We start from the raw sequence: 17,996 nt of genomic DNA on the forward strand, positions 1-17,996 counted from the left end.
TAAAAACTAAAAAGCCCAGCTTCGAGCTGGGCTTTTCTTTTTAGCGACTGGCAGCGCGGGCCGCCCAGCGCTGATGGATTTTCTTGGCGACAAAGTAAATAACCAAAAGACCGATGATTCCGAAAAGAACCAGCTTGAACTGACGCAGGTACTTCAGGATCGGCTCTCCGTAATGCGCCAGCAGGTAAATCTGAGTCGGCACGCTGATCAAGGCCGCGATACCGTCGATAACCAGGAACTTCCACACTGGGTATCTCAACATCCCGCAGGCCAAGTGACCTGGGAAACGCAAACCCGGAGTGAAACGGAAGATACCACAAGCATAGGCGCCGTATTTGTGAGTCCACTCTTCCACACGTTTCATCATGTGCTCAGGGAAGAACTTGTGAACTCTGGGGTGATACAGAAGCTTTCGTCCAAACACCCTTCCTATCACATAGATCAGGGTGTCACTGGCCACGACGGCCGTAAAGGCTATGATGGCGGCGGTATGAACATTGACGACAGGGGCGCCCTCATAAGGGGGCGGGAAATGCGCAGGGTGGGCACCCATAAAGGCCAAAATACCCACGCTAATCAGGGTGACTTCTTCCGGCAGCGGGAAACCAACGGCAGATAATGCCATCATCGCGATCAAACCGGCGTAAACCATCCCCGGCTGATACGCAAACTGAGACATCCATTGAAATATTGGCTCGTTAGCAAACTCCAAGCTGCATCTCTCCTTGAGGACCTTACTATGGATGAAACTGTCTCACTTGAACACCCTTGCTACACCGTGCTATGAGTGTTTCTAACAGAAGATTGAAATATGCAGAGTGCCAGAGGATTTGAATACGGAGTTAGACATATATTAAGCCCCCAAGCTGGTGGGCTTTGTGATGTATTATTAGGCAATCTGGAACTTGATCGTGAACAAATTGAGTTTCTTCTGCATCTGGGTGCCATTTACCACAATCATCAGCGCACGACAGAAGATTCCTCGGTTTCTGTTGGCGACTATATCAGGGTCCATACTAAACCACGCCGATTCACCGCCAACGACGGTCAATGGAGATCCCGTATCGTCTTTGAGAACGAACACTTTGTCGTCGCCAACAAAATCTCGGGCCTGCCCGTTCATGCCAGCGTTGATAATCTGCATGAGAATCTGCAGTCATATTTGCAGCAGACTCTCAATCAAACCGTGTACGTGACTCACCGTCTGGATGTTCCCACGCGCGGATTGATCGTCTATGCCAAGACGCCCGAATTCCAAAGCGAATTCAACAAACTGTTGATCGCGCGCGGGATGAACAAGATCTATCGTGCGCGCGTGCAAGGACAGGCTCTTTCCACCGGATTGTTGCAGCATTATATGGAGCCGTCCCCACGTGCTCCAAAAGTGGTCAGCAAAGAAATGCAACCCAAGTGGCAGGAATGCCTTCTTGAGATTCTTGAATTTTCAAAGTTGGAAGATGGATTGGGCGAAGCACGCATCAAACTTCACACCGGGCGCACGCATCAGATTCGCGCGCAGCTATCAGCAGAAGGTCATCCGATTGTGGGTGATGTGGCGTATGGAGCTTTGAAAGTCTGGGAAGAAGAAAGAATCGAACTTGAAGCCTGTGAGCTGGCGTTTACCAACCCGCTCACAGGGGAATATCACGAATTTAGAATCTAGAACAAGAACGCATTCGTCATTACGAAGTACTGAGTGTTCTCTGGCTGACCGAAAGCGATGTCTTTACCGCGGTAAGAATTCAGAACAGTTGTATTCGTCGCGCCCACCAGGAAGTTCACACCACGAACCGGACGAATACCAAGGCTGATTTGATAGAACGCTTTGGTCACGTGACGTGGCTCGATGCCCTCGATCGTGGAAGAATGGTACCAGTCTTCTTCAATACCGATACGTGGTTTGAAAGAGAAGTACTTGTTGATATCAGCAACCACCTCAAGGAAGTGCTCCAGGGAAGCCTGTTTGTTCGCCTGACGAGGGTCAGAAACATAGTTCCCGTCATCAAACTGAGGCATGTCATAGTTGAAACTCGCAGTGCGGCTCTGCCAGTAGTAATCAGGTTTGATACCATAAGAGATGGAAGAGAATCGGCCGATGGAATATTCCAGATAAAGTTCTGCGCGGAATTTAGCGATCAGACCGGAGTCTTGAGAGAACTTGCTGGTTGGAAGATAAACTTTCGCATTACCGGAAAGATCCACATCACCGATGTAACCCAGGTCGTACATGGAATAAACCGCGTGCACGTCAGACAGCATCGTTTCAGATTTCACCTGATCGCCGTATTCGTTCTGACCTGCGGTATTGAAGATGAATGGAACACGCAAAGAGAACTTTTCATCTGCATTCACTTTGTAGTTCATGCTGATGTACGTGTAAGAGTCCTGAGAGCGACCGTCAGTCTGTTTCTTGCCCGGCTTCATGTTGGATTGAGAAACCACGTTAAACAAAGTGAAGTTCCAGTTTCTGCGCAGGGAATCACCTACGGACATCACCATGCTTTCTTCACGCTCTTGAGCTTGAGCGAAAGGGGCAAGACAGGAGAAAACAAGGGAAAGTGCCAGGGCCTTTTTAAACATGGAAGCTCCTTAAGGGATCAAATTCGCTGGAAATATGCCATAGTGCGCCACGTTACACAATAGCGAATATTTAGACAGTATGAGTCTCAATAAATTCCTAAAACTCTTTCAACTTGAGTCCCCTGCCCCCATCCCTTACAACTGAGGACATGAAAAATTTACTGCAACTTAAGAACCTGACCCTTGCTCTTCTTCTGTCCCTTCTTGTGGGCTGTGCCGTCACCTTCAAAAAGGCCGAGTTTAGCCTTCCACCGAAGGCCGCTGACGAGGTTTCCGTGATGTCGTTCAACGTCGAAAATCTGTTCGACACGACCCACGATGAAAACCGCAATGACTACACTTATATGCCCTTGGCAGTGAAGCAGAAGGACCCAAAAATCGTTCAAGCCTGCAAAGACACCAACGACAGTGCTTACCGCGTGGGCGAATGCCTTTCCACGGACTGGAGCGAGGAACAGCTGGATAAGAAGCTGATCAACCTGACGAAGGTGGTTCTGGGCGTTGACGGTAATGGTCCGGACGTTCTGATGCTGATCGAAGTAGAGAACGAAAACGTTCTGAACATCTGGAACAAAAAATACCTTCAAAAAGCCGGCTACAGCACCGTGATCCTTATCGAGGGCCCGGACAAGCGCGGTATCGACGTGGGCTTGATGTCCCGTCTGCCAGTTGTTGGCAAACCGGTTCTGCACCCAATCCCTTGGAAGCCTAAAAACGACGAAGACAAAAAATGGATGGAAGCATCCCGTGGTGTCCTGGAAGTGACCCTGAAGGCGCCTAATGGCGATCCTATCACCTTCCTGACGGCCCACTTCCCGTCCCAGGCCAATCCGACCTATTGGCGTCAACAGGCTGCGGAGTTCGTGGCTAAATTGATCAAAGACAAGGGACCGGACACCATGGTTATTGCCGGCGGTGACTTGAACATCACCCACGAAGAAGAAAGCAAAGAACACATCTTCCGTGACACCTTCAGCCCGGTGGGTGACGTTTCCCACTTCGTAGGCTGCAAAGAATGCCCAGGCACTCACAACTATCGTAAGAGCTGGTCTTTCCTGGATGCACACATCTATTCCAAAGCGCTTCTGGAAAAAGGCTCCGGCAGCTATAAAATGGAGCCAGGTACAATCGACGTGATCCGCTACGATGAAGTTCACCTGAAAAAGGGCAAGTACCCACTGCGCTGGGACTATGACCGTCAAATCGGCGTGGCGGATCACTTCCCGCTGTATGTTCGTCTGAAGCAGCGTGGCCCGGCGAAAACCCCGGTGAAGGATGAAGCTCCTGCCAAAGAAGCAAAGCCCGCTAAAGACGCTAAAAAGACGAAAAAGAAGTAGTCTTCAGAAGCTCAAAATAAAAAAGCCGCGAGAGATCGCGGCTTTTTTTATGCTCTGAATTTGAGAACTGATTAGTAGATCAGCATCAAAGAAAGATCGATGGTTGGGCGGGATCCGCACGCACCGTAAGTGGACTTGAAGCTGGACTGAGTCACTTCAATTCCTTCAGCGGTGGAGATCATGTTCTTAGGGGTTTTACCCTTCATCACCGTATCAAAGATCGCCACGTTGCAAAGACCCTGAAGCTCAACAGACATTTTGGCAGCTTTCATGGATGACGTCCAAGGTTTGCCGCCTTCTTTGATATAATCAAGTTTCGCATCAGCATTTTTCACTGCTGCTTTACCTGCCAGAAGCTCTTCCAAAGAAACTTCCAGTTTTTCAGAGAACTCGTACTGTTCACGAGTCGCTGCATTTTTCAGACGGCCATTGATAACACCTTTAGCCGTGATGCTGACTTTCAAAACGCCGTTTTCGTTCAGTGCTTCAACAACCGCTTCGTCTTCGTTCATGTTCACGAAGGTTTTTTCCAGATTCTTCTGATCCAAAGAGTTGCGGGATTTTTTAGAAACAGCCTTCACCGTCGCCACTTGACCATCAACGTAAGTCACATCGATGTCCCAGGTTTTAGTCAAAGTGTTCGCGAATTCACCTTTGGATGTTGTGTAGGCAGTAACAACTTTATCAGCCACCAGTTTCACTGTGTCGCCGCCGTCATCACGTTTGGTCACTTCCGCTTTATAAACAGACTTGTTAACGTCCTGGGAATCCAGAGCGTAACGAAGTACTTCCAAACCTTCCAGCTGCTTACCCACGATAAGTGTGGTGCTGGAGAAAGAACCGAACTGGAACTTGAAACCCTGTTGACCGGCTTTTTTGTTCTTATTGTTCTTGCGCTCATTCTGCGCGATGATTTTTTTACGAACGGCATCGGAAGTAACCGCTTCGTCTTTCGGCGTACATGCTGTCGTCAAAAGTGCAGATGAAATAAATAGGACTGAAAGTAGTTTGGCTGTTTTCATGGAAAAGGAATGTAGCCGGAAAGGACGTTTTCCGCCAGTGGGTCCGTCGATTCCTTCAATAATTCTAACCAATTCCTGAAAATTTACAGACGTGTCAAAACTGTGAACAGGCAGCGCAAGCCGCCATTGTTGATTTTAACCTCTTTAAGCAGTTTATAGCCGGCGGGCACCGTCCCAAGACGCTCTTTTTCAGGGTAAAGAATACCCAGTTTCAAGGGCTTATGACGCTCACAGAGAAGCTTGGCCAGGGCCTTCAGCCCCCCACTTCCGGCCACCGGAAGACGCTCTCCGTAAGGCGGATTCACCACCAACCACGAAGGCCCCACATCTTCACTGATCTCCAGGGAATCGCCATGGATAAACTTGTGAGGTGCTTTCACAAATGCCGCTTTTTGCACGGCCTGAAGCTGACGTTCAACTTCGCTGAAGTTTCCTTCTGCAGCCGGGATCATATCGGCATCAATATCAAAGCCGACATAGGCCTTAAACGGATGAGTCGCAGGCAGCTTATAGTTCAAAGCAAAACTGGAAGACTGGAAAAGCTTCGGGGCGCGCTTCCATTTTTTGAAGGCAAAGTCCCGAACAAACTGCCCGGCCCACAGGGCGCGCGCCTCGCACAGGAAGGTGCCTGAACCCATCATTGGATCCAATAGAGTGATTTGCGCCGTCTCTGCCGGGTTGCTGTTGCCGATGATTTCCTTTAACAGGATCGCCGCCAAAGTCTCACGCAAAGGGGCTTCACCTTTTAGTGTGGCCCAGCCGCGTTTGTGCAGATGTTCACCCGTGGAATCAAGACTGATCGTGCAGGTGTCATCATCCATGCGGATATAGATGCTGGCGCAGACTTCTTTGCCTTTAACACCTTTAAAAATTTCAGTCAGGGCGGCTTCGGCGCTTTCCTGCAGGCGCTTTTCGTTGTTCAGACGGCTTTTTTGCGCCGCCACTTCCCACTCGACATGGGCGTGAGGCAGAAAATCGATCCACGGCAGGGCTTTGAATTTTTGATAGAACTTGGGAAGATCTTTCGCTTTGAATGAAGTCATTCGCAGCAACACGCGATTGGCCGTCTTCAGGAAGAAATTCAGCTGCAGACCAATGAACAATTCTGTCTCGAATTCAAAACCGCCCTCAAGCACCGTGACTTCCGGAAACGGCAAAGAATGAGGTTTGGCATCCTTCCCCAACAGGAACGGCCAAACTTCTTTCATTTCAGCCAAAGCCAACTTTTCAAAATCCAGCGGTGTCGCAACAAAAAAACGATTCATTTTAGAATCTCCAATACGCGTCGAACAGCAGATAGTAGCCGTCTTCGGGGGCGTATTTTAGGGAGGTGATGTCGGTTGAGTTGAGCGAGAAGCTCAGATGGAACTGATCCCAGATTTTAACATAGCTGAGATAGCCCCCCACCGCTTTGGATTCGAAGTTGTACGACGGACCCAACAAAACACGGTCCCAGTTGTCGAGGATGAACTCATAACCCGTCTGGAAGGAGCTTGTTCCCAGGGACTTGATCGCAGTGGTGTTGGCGGCATCTTCAAAACTGAACAGCGCCACGGACAAAAGCGTGTGCGAGATCACACTTTCAGAAGAAATTGAATCCCAGTAGATATTTAAATTCAGCGTGGAACGATTTTCATTCGGAATGCGCGCAAAGTTCAGACCGCCGGCAAAGTTATTGGAAGCGGACTGGTAAAGGCGTGACTTGATCGTCGCATTGTAAGCCCCCAGAATGTCCGCCGGGATGATCGAAGACACCGTCAGCCACTCTTTCCAGCCATAGTTCACCTGACCGTACCAGGTGATCAGGAATTCATTCTCCCACAGGGTTTCTGCGGTCTCACCGACTGCGATACCTTGCGTGAACAAAGGCTTGTACTTGGACGAGGTTTCTTTGGTGCCTTTTTTGATGATCAGATCGGTGGTGCCCTTATAACGATTGTTTTCAGAGCTCAAATCCAGATGCATGACCTGATCGCCGATCTGGATAAAGTTCATGCGGGACTGGCGCTGAAGTTCGCAAATCAGCTCATAGGTGCCGTCTTGCTTATTCTCTATGCCGGTAATCTCGACAAAGCCCACGATGCCCACAGAAGGTGTCTGGGACTCGATGGCGACCATTTCGCCGATGTACCAGTCACTGGCCGTTGTGATCACACGCAGGGTCTTATTATCGATAAAGGAGTCAATGCGCCCGCGGGCATCAGGCAGGGGTTTGGGCATTTCCATCGCAGGTTCGCGCAGAATAATAGGAACCTCTTCATCCATCGAGGATGAAGCCTGTGCCATAAAGGACACAAAACAGATTGTAAGCACCAGAACAAGCCGCAGCATGTCCCGGAGCCTAACCTAGTTTTCGACCTTGTTCAATTGGTCCTTGAGGGTGCCGAAAAGACGGGCGATTTCCATGCGCTGAGCATCGTCAATGCCCCACATCTTTTTAAACTGGAAGCCAGCAATGCCGCCCGCCCCCGGAATTTCGCCATAGAACACCAAATGCGCAAAGCCTTCCTTGATAAGGAACTCATATGTGCCCGGATTCACCTTTTTAAAGAAGGACATGAATCTTGGCGCCGAGGCATAAACTTCGTCCACGGACAGGCCTTGGTTATGGTCCGTATCGTAAATCACCATGATGGTTTCAATGTAGTGTAAAATCGTGACCATCGTGCGCACGTTCGCGGTTTCAATCAGGCCGGCACGCTGAGTTGGCGTTACCGACGCTGCCAGCACATAATCAAAGAACTGCTTCCACTGAGCCGCATTCAAGCCGCGCACATAGTTCACCATGCCCGGCATGTTTGCGAAATACACACCGATGTGCTTGCGCAGTTGTTCGCGGAAGCAGTCTTCTTTGTAGTAGTTAAAGCCAAAGACGTCCTTTTCTTCAATCGCACACTGAGCCAGCTTCATATGATCAGACACGGCATTGGAGGTCCCGAGACCGGCCGAGAACAGCGTCGTCACAAATTCAAAGGTCTCTTTCTGGTCCATGCTGTCGTTGCCGTTACCGCTGAAGGTAAAGAAGTTCGCCTCCAGGAAACTGCGAGAACCGGAATTCGCCGAACGCGGATCAAAGGCTTTCAGATCCAGACCCAATTCCTGGAAGTCCTCATACCACGACACCAGGCCCTTTTCGCTCATCTGGGATTGACTGAGGCGGCCGCCGACATTGTCAGCATAACCCAGCATCAGCATGCGCGACAGAACACGCATCAAGTTGAACTTGGTCAAAGCCGCCCAGCTTTGTTTTGTCTGGTTGCCGGTAGCAGAAATAATCAGACGTCCATCGCCATTGAAGTTCACCATTGTCGGGTTCTTGATCAGCTCCCCGATATCAGCCCACGCGTTTTCCAGGGCTTTTTGCTCAAAGGCGTCTTCGGTCAGGCCTTTTTCAATCACATAGGTTTTATTGAACTTGTTGTAGTATTCAACCAGTTGCTTTTGCGTGACCCCGCCACCCAGTTCATCCATCGGGATGTTGTCGATAAAGCTCTGATGCAGGCGGAAGATATTCAGCTCGCGCTGGATGCTCATGATGTGCTTTTTCTCTAGCCCCAGCAAACTGCGGGAATCCGCCACGCGCGCCGGATCCAGAATCTTCATCAGCACGGCTTTGTAAGTCTTGATCAAAGACTTCGGCTGAATCATGTCCGTCGCGGAAGGCAGAATCTGGTTGATCAGATTGTCGATGTCTTCCACCGGAATGCGGCCCGAGGTCTTCATCTGGTGAGAATTCAACAACAGTCCCAGCCCTTGCGTCAGGAACTGACTGGTCTGACGGACTTTGGCGGCATTCGTGAATTCAAAGTCACCAATGACATAATGATATTTCAAAGCCAGTTCGTACAGGTCCAACAAAGTATCAAGGCTTTCACTCCACTGATACAGCCCTGCGAAGTGCGCGCGACGGCCCATCAATACGACTTTAACGGATTCCACCATCGGAACCCACTGACTGTATTTCTGGTAAGGTGCAAATGGTTCTTCACCGCGAATGAATTCAGCAAAGCCAGACAAGGCTTTTTTGGCGTCTTCGAAACTGTAATCAGACTTGGCAATCTGGGTTTTTTCAAGCAACCGCTGCAATGAACGGCGCAACTGATCCACAGCCGCGGAAATCTGTTCCCACTCGGTCTTGTCAGACTGATTTTGATTCAATAGCAATTTTACGTGCGGAGAAAGCTCGATGGATTCATCACGCAAAAGTCCCAGGATTTCCACCAGACGCACGATCTCGTCTTTGGTGATATGACTGGTGGATCCACCCAAAAGAGCACGTTTGATTTTCATCAGCTCGGCAGCAAATTCCGGGGTCACGTTGTTCTTTTTCAGGAAGTACTTGCCAAAGAACCGGCGCATTTCTTCGACGGTATAAGCATTTTCCAAAGAACCGAAAGTTTTTTTATTAAAGTAATTCAAAGCATCCGTCATGCAATCAAAGCCCTGACGAATTTCTGATTCCTTGGCCTCGCCGACCGAGAACTTTTCCAAATGCTGCGGAATCACCTGAAGACAAGCAAAACGAGTATCCGAGAACTCAATCACTTCCGGTTCAGCCTTCTTCCCGTTCAAGAAGTCACTACAACCCACAGAAGACAGACCAAAAGAAGCAACCAAAACAAAACCAACCACACGCCAAGAAATGGCCATAAAAGCCTTGTTACGAGCGTTAAAACACATAAGCGGCTCCTAACATCAAGCGGTCATTATTCTCAAACTGGGCGATATCGTTTTGATTTTCCTGGCTTGCCGGCTCGGCTTTCACCATCTGCATTTCGCCGATGAAGGACCACAGGCCCGACAGGCGGAATCTGGCGCTGACACGAATCAGGTCAAACTTGTTTTTCTCGGAATGAGTGTAGCTGACCTTGGTGATCAGCTTCTTCGTGCGTTTGAAGCTGAAGTTCCCCATCAAAGACAACTGGGTTGCCTGCTGATACGGGTACCGGGTCATCAAAGGGGCGCGGTTTTCATTGGCCAGCTCACCCTCTTCAGTGACTTTTCCTCCATAGATTTCCAGGTGCTGCAAAGCCACGCCGAAATAAGAATTAGTCCATTCAACAAACGGGCTGACCAAAACGGCGTCTTCAAATGTCGGATGAGTCCACTTATCTTCAAAGATCTCATCTTTACTTGGTTTGTCATACAGGCCGCTAATGCCCAGGCGCAGGCGGTCGGATTTGTAGCTGATATCACCACCTACCAGCGAGTGATAGAAGACCTGAGGCTGCAAGTTCACCGCACCTTTAAGCTCCGCGACATTCAGATTTCCCTCGTAACCGATAGCCAATTGATTGGATGGTTTATAGGTGTAAGCCAGCTGCCCGCGCAACCCTTGCGGATCGCCAAAGGCCAGCTTCATACCAAAAGAGTTTTGCAAGACAACTTCAGTCTCGGAAGGCTTTTCGAAAGTATAATCGATGGCTGTGGCCTCTTCCCAGATACGGATGCTCTCTGGCGGACGGCGGAACCAAGGGTTCCCCTTCACGAAGCTGCCATTTTCAATATCAAAGCTCGGCCCCTGATCCGGAATATAGATCGGTGAAGCAAACAACAATAACGTATAATACGGTTTATCGACCTGCCAGAAAATCCCGGTCAAACCCTGGCTTTCGGCATTCAGTGGATTCCATTTGAACAATGGCTCCCACACACCCAGATCCCAGCGGGCATCCAGTTCATTCCACAGCATTTTCTTGCGTCCCATATAGAAATTCTCAGTCTCACTGAGGCGTGTTTCCAGATAGAACTCGGAAATATTGAGGTAATTTAGCAACGGGGCCCCGATCGCCACCCCACCGGAAACATCCATCTTAAATGGCGCCTCGCTGAAGGTGTCGCTTTTTAACTGGGCTCCAACAAACTGATAATTGGTCTTTTCTGCGGCCTCAAAGGTCGGGCTGATGAAAGAATCCGAGAATAAACGCATCTCCGTCTGCACCTGCGCAGACGCAAAAATCGGGGTCAAAACCAACAGCATGAACCCGATCAAAGATGTGTTTAGGGCCCCCAAAACGGGGACTTGTTTGAAAGCCATGGGCCTCCCATCAATGAGCTTTACTTCAATGCCCATGCCCGGCCAAAACGCCTATAGGCGAATACCCTTTCCACCTTTTAAACAAGTGACCTTTTTCGGCGCCTTTGATAGATTAGTCCCATGTTGGTACGGGACCCTAATAGTGCTAAATTTTTAATCATTCGCTTTTCCAGCTTTGGAGATGTCGTTCAGACTTTGAGCGTTCCTTCGGCTATCAAAGAAACCTATCCGAATGCAGAGATCCACTGGGTCACCCGCAAGGACATGGCCCCTTTGCTTAAAAACCATCCCAACATCCAACGCATTTGGGAGTTTGATCGTAAGGCGGGCTTATCAGGCCTGATCAAGCTGTGCCTGCAAATGCGCAAGGAAGGCTTTACGCACATTTACGACGCCCACAACAACATGCGCTCGCGCGTGATTTCGTGGATTTTGCGTCCGCTGGGAATTCTGGGCGTGGGTCCGAAGTTCATCCGCCGTTCGATCCGCCGTTGGAAGCGTCTGCTGCTGTTTAAGTTCCGCATCAACACTTTTGAAATGCCCTTCAATGGCCAGCGCGATTTACTGGAACCACTTCAGCCTTGGGGCATTTCTCGCAAAGCCCCGGCGGCACCGCAAATTTTCCCCAGCGAAGAAAGTTTCCAGAAAGCCCGCGAAGTTCTGGGCCACTATGCCGGCTCCGTGGCATTGGCTCCGTCAGCGGCGTTCTTTTTAAAACGCTGGCCGAAAGAATACTGGCAGGAACTGATTCTGCTGTGCCCGGATCAGCGCTTTGTTCTGTTGGGTGGACCGGAAGATTCCTTTATCGAGGACATCAAAGCCGCAGCCCCTGAGCGAGTTTTAAATCTGGCGGGCAAATGCTCTTTGCAGGTCAGCTCCAGCGTTGTGGGATTGTCGGCGGCACTGATCAGCAACGACACCGGCCTTTTGCACGTCGCCGAACAACTGGGACAAAAGACCATCGCCCTGATGGGCCCGGCTCCGTTTGGCTTCCCGTCCCGCCCGTCCACGAAGATTCTTGAAATTGAACTGAAGTGCCGTCCATGCAGCAAGCACGGTCAGGGCCCTTGCGTGAACAAATTCAAATATCACCAGTGTCTGGTCGACATCACACCACAACAAGTGGCGATGGAACTAAAACAGCTGCTGCAACGGAACCAGCCATGAGCGCTTTGATTTTCTATTTCTATAAGTTCGCCATCGTCCCTCTGGCTTATTTACTTCTGCAGCTTTTGCGCCCGTTTCTGCAAGGCAAGCTGCGCGAGATGATCGAGGACAAGAACAAAGGCTTTTACAAAATCAAGATCGCCGGTAATGAAGCTGAAATTGCGAAACACCGCCCTTTCTGGATTCATGCAGCCAGTGGTGAAATCGAATACGCCCGCCCGGTAATTCGGGAACTTAAAAAACAGCATCCGAACATTCCGGTGCTGGTAACGTATTCTTCCCCATCAGCCAAAAAGATTCTGGAAAGCCTGCATGATGTGGATGTGTGGTGCGCCCTTCCCTGGGATCTGGATTTCCAGATGCAGGACTTTATCAAGCGCTGGAATCCGCGTGTTTTGCTTTTCTCGCGTACCGATGTGTGGCCCGTGCTGGTTTCTGTGACTCACAAAATGGGCATTCCGTCGGCGCTGTTTTCGGCGACCTTTGCCGATAATTCTTCCCGCCTTAAAGGGATCACCCGCTATCTGACCCGTTATTCTTTGAATCATCTTTCAGAGATTCACTGTGTGTCGGCTGAAGACATTCAGAACCTGGATACGCTGGGCCTGAAAGTCCCGATGCTGGTCAGCGGTGACACCCGCTTTGATCAGGTCTTTCACCGTCTGGAAAATCCAAAGGCGCTGAAAAACCAGCTGATCCCAAGCCCTGAAGATTTCGTCTTTATCGCCGGTTCCACCTGGGCCGAGGACGAACTGGTTCTATTGCCAGCCCTGGAAAAGATGAAGGGCATTTACATGCGTGTGATCTTAGCGCCGCATGAAACCACCCCGGCCCACATGGAACATCTGGAAAATCAGATGAAGGCTTTGGGACTTTCCTATGTTCGTTATTCCCAGGCTGAAGAATGGCCGGCAGGCAGTATTCTGCTGGTGGATCAAGTCGGCATCCTGGCAGAGCTTTACACCTGGGCGGATATCGCCTTTATCGGCGGGTCCTTCAAAAAACAGGTACACAGTGTGATGGAGGCTCTGGCGGCAGGTTTGCCAGTAATGGTGGGACCTCATCACCGCAACAATCGTGAGGCTTTGTTCTATCAGAAAAAGAACTATTCATCCGGCATGATCGTGCAGGTGGTTCATTCCTCTGCTGACGTTGCCGTGCTGCTGCAACGAATGAAAAAGCAGCAAGAACAGATTCCACATATCAAAGAAGAAATCAGATCCGAGATCGGCAAAAACCGAAACTCGACCCAACGAGTTCTGACCGCCATCGAAAAGGTTATCTCTTAAAAATCCTCGCGATTAAGGCAAAAAAAAGACCGGCCATTGCTGCCGGTCTTTTTTTTGTTTTTGAACGTCCTTTGGATCAGGGCTGTTCGATATCGATGGCTTCGAAGTCGATCGTCAGACCAACACCAGGGCCCTGATAGTCCCATTTGATACCTTCAGCCAGCAGAATGGAGCGAGTCGCCGGTTCGTAAACCCACCCGTCTGTCACGCTGTTTGGAATCACTTGCGTTCCGTACTTTACCACGATGGTTTTTTCATTCGGCGTGCGGCTTAGCTTCACAGTTCCCGCCGTACGACGAACGATATCACGGGCAAATTCAGCCAGTTTCACACCATAGTCCGTAGCACAAAGGCTTAAAACATTGGTCTGCGCCTTATCGCCATTCACAACAGATCCCAGGAACTCTTCAAGCTTCCCATCAAGATCCTCGCTGGAACGACAGGTCTGCTGTTCAGCCAGCTTGTTGATAACCCCGTAAGCAAGAACCTTGTTCGGATCACCCTTTTTGGTATTCAGGAACTGCTGGAAATCCTTTGGCGAAAACGTCGACTGCTCTTTCGCGTCGGTGATGAAAATCACCGCCAGGAAAGCATCCTGACGATAGAAACCAGCGTTGATGCCGGTTTCCAGCGGAGGACTCAAGGCCGAGATCACAGGCGAGAACATCATCTCGTTATAATCCCCGTCTGTACCCACCATGATTTTGCGCGCCAGCGTGCTCACCAGGTCCGGCGTCGTGTTTTGCACAAAGGAAGGAATCCCCACCAATTTGCCGCAGGCGTCCGGCTTGTTAGAATAGCTGCAGGACATGTCTGTCGTCAGAACACCGATGTGGTAATCCAAAATGGAGACCTTGGAAATACCGTCGGCAAAAGCCGCCGCATTACGGCTCAGATTGCTCTGAGCGTTGTCCATACTGGCTGAGTTATCAATAACGAACAGAATATCCACCTTCGGATTGAAGATGGCGAAGTCCGCCGGTTTTTCAGAGACTTCTTCTTTGTTGATTTTAGCCTTTGGCACCAGCTTTGTGGATTCGTTTCCACAAGCAGTCACCATTGCGAAGGCTAACAGCAGGCTCAAAGCCTTGATCGAAGACTTCATCCTTACTCCTTCACGCTGTCTTTAGCACAGCCTTTTTTCACATCGACTTTGAAGTTGGACAATTCGTCGAACCAGATTTCTTTGTCGTTAGCAAAGCTCATCGCGTATTTGCCAGAAGCGCCCGTGGAACCTTTTTTGGTTTCAACCGCTCCGGCGTGTTTGATGAACTTGCTGGCAGAATCCACCTGCTGGATCATCTCAACTTCCACGATGCGCAGACGCTGCATCACTTGTTTGGAGTCTTCAAGCTCCGCTTTTGCCAGTTCCTGCACACGCTGGTAACCAGCACCTTGAGTCATGTCTGCACGGGTTTTCACCTGATTTTTCAGGGTTTCAAACTGTCCTTGCAGATTTCCGAAGGTCAAGGAACGCGCATACAGTTTTTCCGCCAGATCCGCTTCCTGATTCATGTACTGATGTCTTTTCACCAGAAGGTTCAAGACCTCATCACGAGACGCCACTGACGGCAAAAGATGAGCATCTTTACCCAGTTTCGCAGTGCCCACCGGACCTTGCGCCAATGCCTTCATCAGGTTTGCCACAGCCGGTTGATGGGGATCTGCGCTGAGTTTTTCAAGTGCGACCAGATGTTCGCCGAACTGACCTTTGATGGATTTCATCGTCGCCAGAACGCCGGTATAATCACACACTTTCAAACTGGTGAAAGAGCTCAACAGGTAAGACTCAATACCCACCCAGCCTTTGAAGTGCGGGTAAGTCAAAGTCTTCGTCAAAGCCATCGCGTTTTGCGGCTCGCCTTTTCTCATGTAAGCCCAGGCCATTTCTTCCTGCGCCTGGAACCAGTAATCAGATTTCTTGGTGATCTTTTCGTAGTACTTCAAAGAGGCATCCAGGAATCCGTTTTGGTAAAGCAACCGTCCCGCCGTCAGGGTCATCAGATCCTTGTCGATCGGGTTGTTTTTGGCTTTCATCAAGTGCGCCAAAACCTGGGCGGCCTTGGAAGCATCCCCTTTGATGCCCAGATTCAGAACCAGCTGCCATTGCAGAATGTTTCTTTCTTTGGAATCAACCGGAGTCTTCTTGATCAGCTCAGTCAAAGCCGCGATGTCTTCAGTGACATAGCTTTTTTGCAGAACCACGGCCATTTCAGCCGCCTGACCGAAAACTTGAGTCCAATAAGGATTCCAAGTCACCTGAGCCATGCCCCAGACCGGATCCTTGTCGTTCAGGTTTTCCTTCCACAGACTGATCACAGTGGCGTCAATCTTTTCAGGATTGGAAATCGCCAGCAGGTTTTCAACACCTGTCAGCTTCAGACCGTTTTTATAATTCAGGAAAGCTTCCAGAGCTTTCCCGGTTTCAGTCATCTGGAAAGCGGACTGATTGAAAGCCTGGCTCCACTGGAACAGGGCTTTTTCATAGTTTTTTTCCACCAGGAACTGGAAGAAGATGTTTTGCTCGGCTGAAGACGGGTTCACCGCTTTTTTCAGCTTGGCCACTTCTTCGCTTTCCACGAATTGAGCTTGGGCAGTGCTTGTTTTGCCTTCAAGAATGCTCATCAGGTCGTCTTCTGCAAGAGCGACGCTGTTCACACCCACCAGCAAAGAAGCCACTGTCAGGGATTTGATCAACATCATAGCATCCAACCCATTTGCACAGAGGCAACGTTTGTCATCATGTTTTCTGTTTTGTCGTAGTATTCCGCTTTGTACTGCTGAGCGCGGTACTCAATACGAGTTGTCAGGTTGTTGCTTAGCCAGAAGCCAAAACCCACACCCAAAGTCGCCGCTGGAGAAGTCCCTGTGGAAAGCTCCATCTGGCCGTAACCCGCAGTCAGGTAGGTGTCGAAGTGAGCCACACCCAGTTTACCGAAGCTGAGCTTCCCTACAACCGGATACCAGTTTACCATGCCCAAAGTTTCTGATTTTGGGTACACAACCTGGGGGAACAGGTATTGTGGATCTTTCGGGTTGGCTGCTGCTGCCTGATCAGCTTTATCAACCATCGCCTTGCCTTCCGGAGTCAGGGTGTTGAAGGAATAGTTGTACTTCACACCCACACTCCAGCTTGGATTGATGTGGTAATGAGCATTCAGACCCACGTTGTTGGTTTTATTGTAGGAATCCCCGCCGAAAACGCCGGAAAATTCTGGCGCCAGCTCCACACGCTTGGTGCGGTTGATGAAGCGGTTTTGCACCACTTCATTTTCAACTTCCGGATTCAGAGCTTTGGCTTTCATGTACAAAGCCTCATTGCCACCAAAAGAATCCACTTCCTGCTCGACCTGAGCATAAGAAACGGAAGACAAAAGAAGAGCAAAGATAATGCTTACTGATTTCATGGATTAGCCGCCTTTACATTGATACGAAGAGTGTGAGTGTTGGTTGCGGTTTGGATGGAGCGTGGAGAAACACTTTCCACCTTGATATTCACAGTCAAAGTTTTTGCCGCAGTGGTCGCATCTGTTTTAATCAGACCAGCGCAATCCAACTGAGAGCTGGTACCATAGGCCTTTTTACAGACCAAAGAGCTGCCGGGCAATGCTGCTGCCACATCATCCATGGAAACCAAGCGGATGTTGGCAAAGTTAGACGGATCATAGATCGAGAACGCCACCTGAACGGATTCACCCGCCGTGATATTCGGGACGTTTTCCATCGTCATTTTTGTTGGACGCAAACGCGGTTCAACAGTCACTTCGCGCTTGTAGAAGTCTGAAACCACACCGTGTTTTGAAACCGCAGCCAGAGCGAAGCAGTAAGTGCCATAAGCCAGGGTGTCAGCGTTGTTCAGATTCACAACCACTGTGCCGGTGTATTTGCCCGTGGAGCCGGCCACATCCTTGATATTTTTCACTTCAACAAAGTGAGAAATGGAATCAGAGGAATAGCTGGCTACACAGTCACGCACCTGAACAGACACGTTTTCTTTGGCATAAGCATCGATATCTTCCAAAGTCACAGTCATCTCGTAGGATTTTCCTGTGATCAAAACACCGGAGCTGCCTTCAATCGTGTTTACGATCGGTTTGGTGTAAGTGTTTTCAATGAAGAAACGAACTTCATGATTTCTAACTGAAACGGTCGGATGAGCCGGAGTGGACTCTGTCGCCAGAACCACTTTAAGGCTCATCGCCAGGTTTGGCAGGCTGCCCAGCAAAGCTTTTGACGGAGTCCAGATGAACTCCCCTGTAGCTTCATCAAACTTCGCCCCCGGGAAGTCCGCCAGATTCAGCACGATCATTTTAAAGGTCACGCCCGGAATCATCACGCGGCCGCCGACTTTGAACTGAACTTCAGAGCCCACACGAGCGTTCACACGCTCTGGAGCATCCACCAAAAGACCATCCTGCGGGATTGGCTTTTCCGGTACTGGTTTATTTGTATCCGGCAGGTGTCCGTTACGAACCTGATCGGAAGCATTTGCCAATGGATCCTGCTGCATTTCGCAAGCAGTAAGGAACAAAACGCTGGTCAATAGTGCCAACAATACTTTCAT

15 protein-coding genes are annotated in these 17,996 nt (G+C 49.8%); 4 read left to right on the forward strand and 11 right to left on the reverse strand.

The annotated features are described in order from the left end of the window. Positions 1-40: 40 nt before the first annotated feature. Positions 41-679 carry a DedA family protein gene (locus ACNQKP_RS09155; protein ID WP_038449629.1) on the reverse strand — a complete coding sequence of 213 codons (639 nt, stop codon included), beginning with the start codon at positions 677-679 and terminating at the stop codon, positions 41-43. A gap of 132 nt (positions 680-811) precedes the next feature. On the opposite strand from ACNQKP_RS09155, the gene ACNQKP_RS09160 reads away from it, so the two are divergent. Then, positions 812-1,663 carry an RluA family pseudouridine synthase gene (locus ACNQKP_RS09160; RefSeq protein ID WP_417864309.1) on the forward strand — a complete coding sequence of 284 codons (852 nt, stop codon included), beginning with the start codon at positions 812-814 and terminating at the stop codon, positions 1,661-1,663. Here the strand turns inward: ACNQKP_RS09160 and ACNQKP_RS09165 are convergent. After that, complete coding sequence (locus ACNQKP_RS09165; RefSeq protein ID WP_417864310.1) at positions 1,660-2,580, reverse strand: hypothetical protein; 921 nt, start codon at positions 2,578-2,580, stop codon at positions 1,660-1,662. The genes ACNQKP_RS09160 and ACNQKP_RS09165 overlap by 4 nt on opposite strands. A 149-nt stretch (positions 2,581-2,729) precedes the next feature. Here ACNQKP_RS09165 and ACNQKP_RS09170 point away from each other — a divergent pair, with 149 nt between their 5' ends. Then, positions 2,730-3,917 carry an endonuclease/exonuclease/phosphatase family protein gene (locus ACNQKP_RS09170; RefSeq protein WP_417864312.1) on the forward strand — a complete coding sequence of 396 codons (1,188 nt, stop codon included), beginning with the start codon at positions 2,730-2,732 and terminating at the stop codon, positions 3,915-3,917. A 71-nt stretch (positions 3,918-3,988) separates the two neighbouring features. Here ACNQKP_RS09170 and ACNQKP_RS09175 read toward each other — a convergent pair whose 3' ends face one another. The 5 genes from ACNQKP_RS09175 to ACNQKP_RS09195 form a co-directional block, all read right to left on the reverse strand. Then, positions 3,989-4,939 carry a hypothetical protein gene (locus ACNQKP_RS09175; protein WP_417864314.1) on the reverse strand — a complete coding sequence of 317 codons (951 nt, stop codon included), beginning with the start codon at positions 4,937-4,939 and terminating at the stop codon, positions 3,989-3,991. A gap of 83 nt (positions 4,940-5,022) precedes the next feature. Continuing rightward, the gene (locus ACNQKP_RS09180; protein WP_417864316.1) at positions 5,023-6,204 is read right to left on the reverse strand and encodes a THUMP domain-containing class I SAM-dependent RNA methyltransferase; all 1,182 of its coding nucleotides are present in this window, start codon (positions 6,202-6,204) and stop codon (positions 5,023-5,025) included. A gap of 1 nt (position 6,205) precedes the next feature. Beyond that, the gene (locus ACNQKP_RS09185; RefSeq protein ID WP_417864745.1) at positions 6,206-7,225 is read right to left on the reverse strand and encodes a hypothetical protein; all 1,020 of its coding nucleotides are present in this window, start codon (positions 7,223-7,225) and stop codon (positions 6,206-6,208) included. 60 nt (positions 7,226-7,285) lie between these two features. Next, positions 7,286-9,619 (reverse strand): hypothetical protein, encoded by a 2,334-nt coding sequence (locus ACNQKP_RS09190; protein ID WP_417864317.1) that lies wholly within the window; start codon positions 9,617-9,619, stop codon positions 7,286-7,288. Beyond that, a complete protein-coding gene (locus tag ACNQKP_RS09195; protein WP_417864319.1) occupies positions 9,609-10,976 on the reverse strand; it encodes a hypothetical protein in 1,368 nt (455 codons plus the stop codon). Before ACNQKP_RS09195 ends, ACNQKP_RS09190 begins: the two co-directional genes overlap by 11 nt. Positions 10,977-11,096: 120 nt before the next feature. Between ACNQKP_RS09195 and ACNQKP_RS09200 the strand changes: the two genes are divergently transcribed. Beyond that, positions 11,097-12,143: a glycosyltransferase family 9 protein gene (locus tag ACNQKP_RS09200; protein ID WP_041577754.1), complete on the forward strand. Its 1,047-nt coding sequence runs from the start codon at positions 11,097-11,099 to the stop codon at positions 12,141-12,143. Beyond that, complete coding sequence (locus ACNQKP_RS09205; protein ID WP_417864321.1) at positions 12,140-13,432, forward strand: 3-deoxy-D-manno-octulosonic acid transferase; 1,293 nt, start codon at positions 12,140-12,142, stop codon at positions 13,430-13,432. Before ACNQKP_RS09200 ends, ACNQKP_RS09205 begins: the two co-directional genes overlap by 4 nt. Before the next feature lie 76 nt (positions 13,433-13,508). Here ACNQKP_RS09205 and ACNQKP_RS09210 read toward each other — a convergent pair whose 3' ends face one another. The 4 genes from ACNQKP_RS09210 to ACNQKP_RS09225 are packed head-to-tail and all read right to left on the reverse strand — an operon-like array spanning position 13,509 to position 17,996. Beyond that, positions 13,509-14,537: a VWA domain-containing protein gene (locus ACNQKP_RS09210; protein ID WP_417864322.1), complete on the reverse strand. Its 1,029-nt coding sequence runs from the start codon at positions 14,535-14,537 to the stop codon at positions 13,509-13,511. A 2-nt stretch (positions 14,538-14,539) separates the two neighbouring features. Continuing rightward, the gene (locus ACNQKP_RS09215) at positions 14,540-16,135 is read right to left on the reverse strand and encodes a tetratricopeptide repeat protein (RefSeq protein ID WP_417864323.1); all 1,596 of its coding nucleotides are present in this window, start codon (positions 16,133-16,135) and stop codon (positions 14,540-14,542) included. Continuing rightward, positions 16,132-16,839, reverse strand: coding sequence for an outer membrane beta-barrel domain-containing protein (locus ACNQKP_RS09220; RefSeq protein ID WP_417864325.1), 708 nt, complete (start codon positions 16,837-16,839; stop codon positions 16,132-16,134). The genes ACNQKP_RS09215 and ACNQKP_RS09220 overlap by 4 nt, the downstream gene beginning before the upstream one ends. After that, positions 16,836-17,996, reverse strand: coding sequence for a hypothetical protein (locus ACNQKP_RS09225; RefSeq protein WP_417864326.1), 1,161 nt, complete (start codon positions 17,994-17,996; stop codon positions 16,836-16,838). Before ACNQKP_RS09225 ends, ACNQKP_RS09220 begins: the two co-directional genes overlap by 4 nt.

The sequence above is a fragment of the Bdellovibrio bacteriovorus genome (genome assembly GCF_048286975.1).
Lineage (GTDB): Bacteria > Bdellovibrionota > Bdellovibrionia > Bdellovibrionales > Bdellovibrionaceae > Bdellovibrio > Bdellovibrio bacteriovorus_H.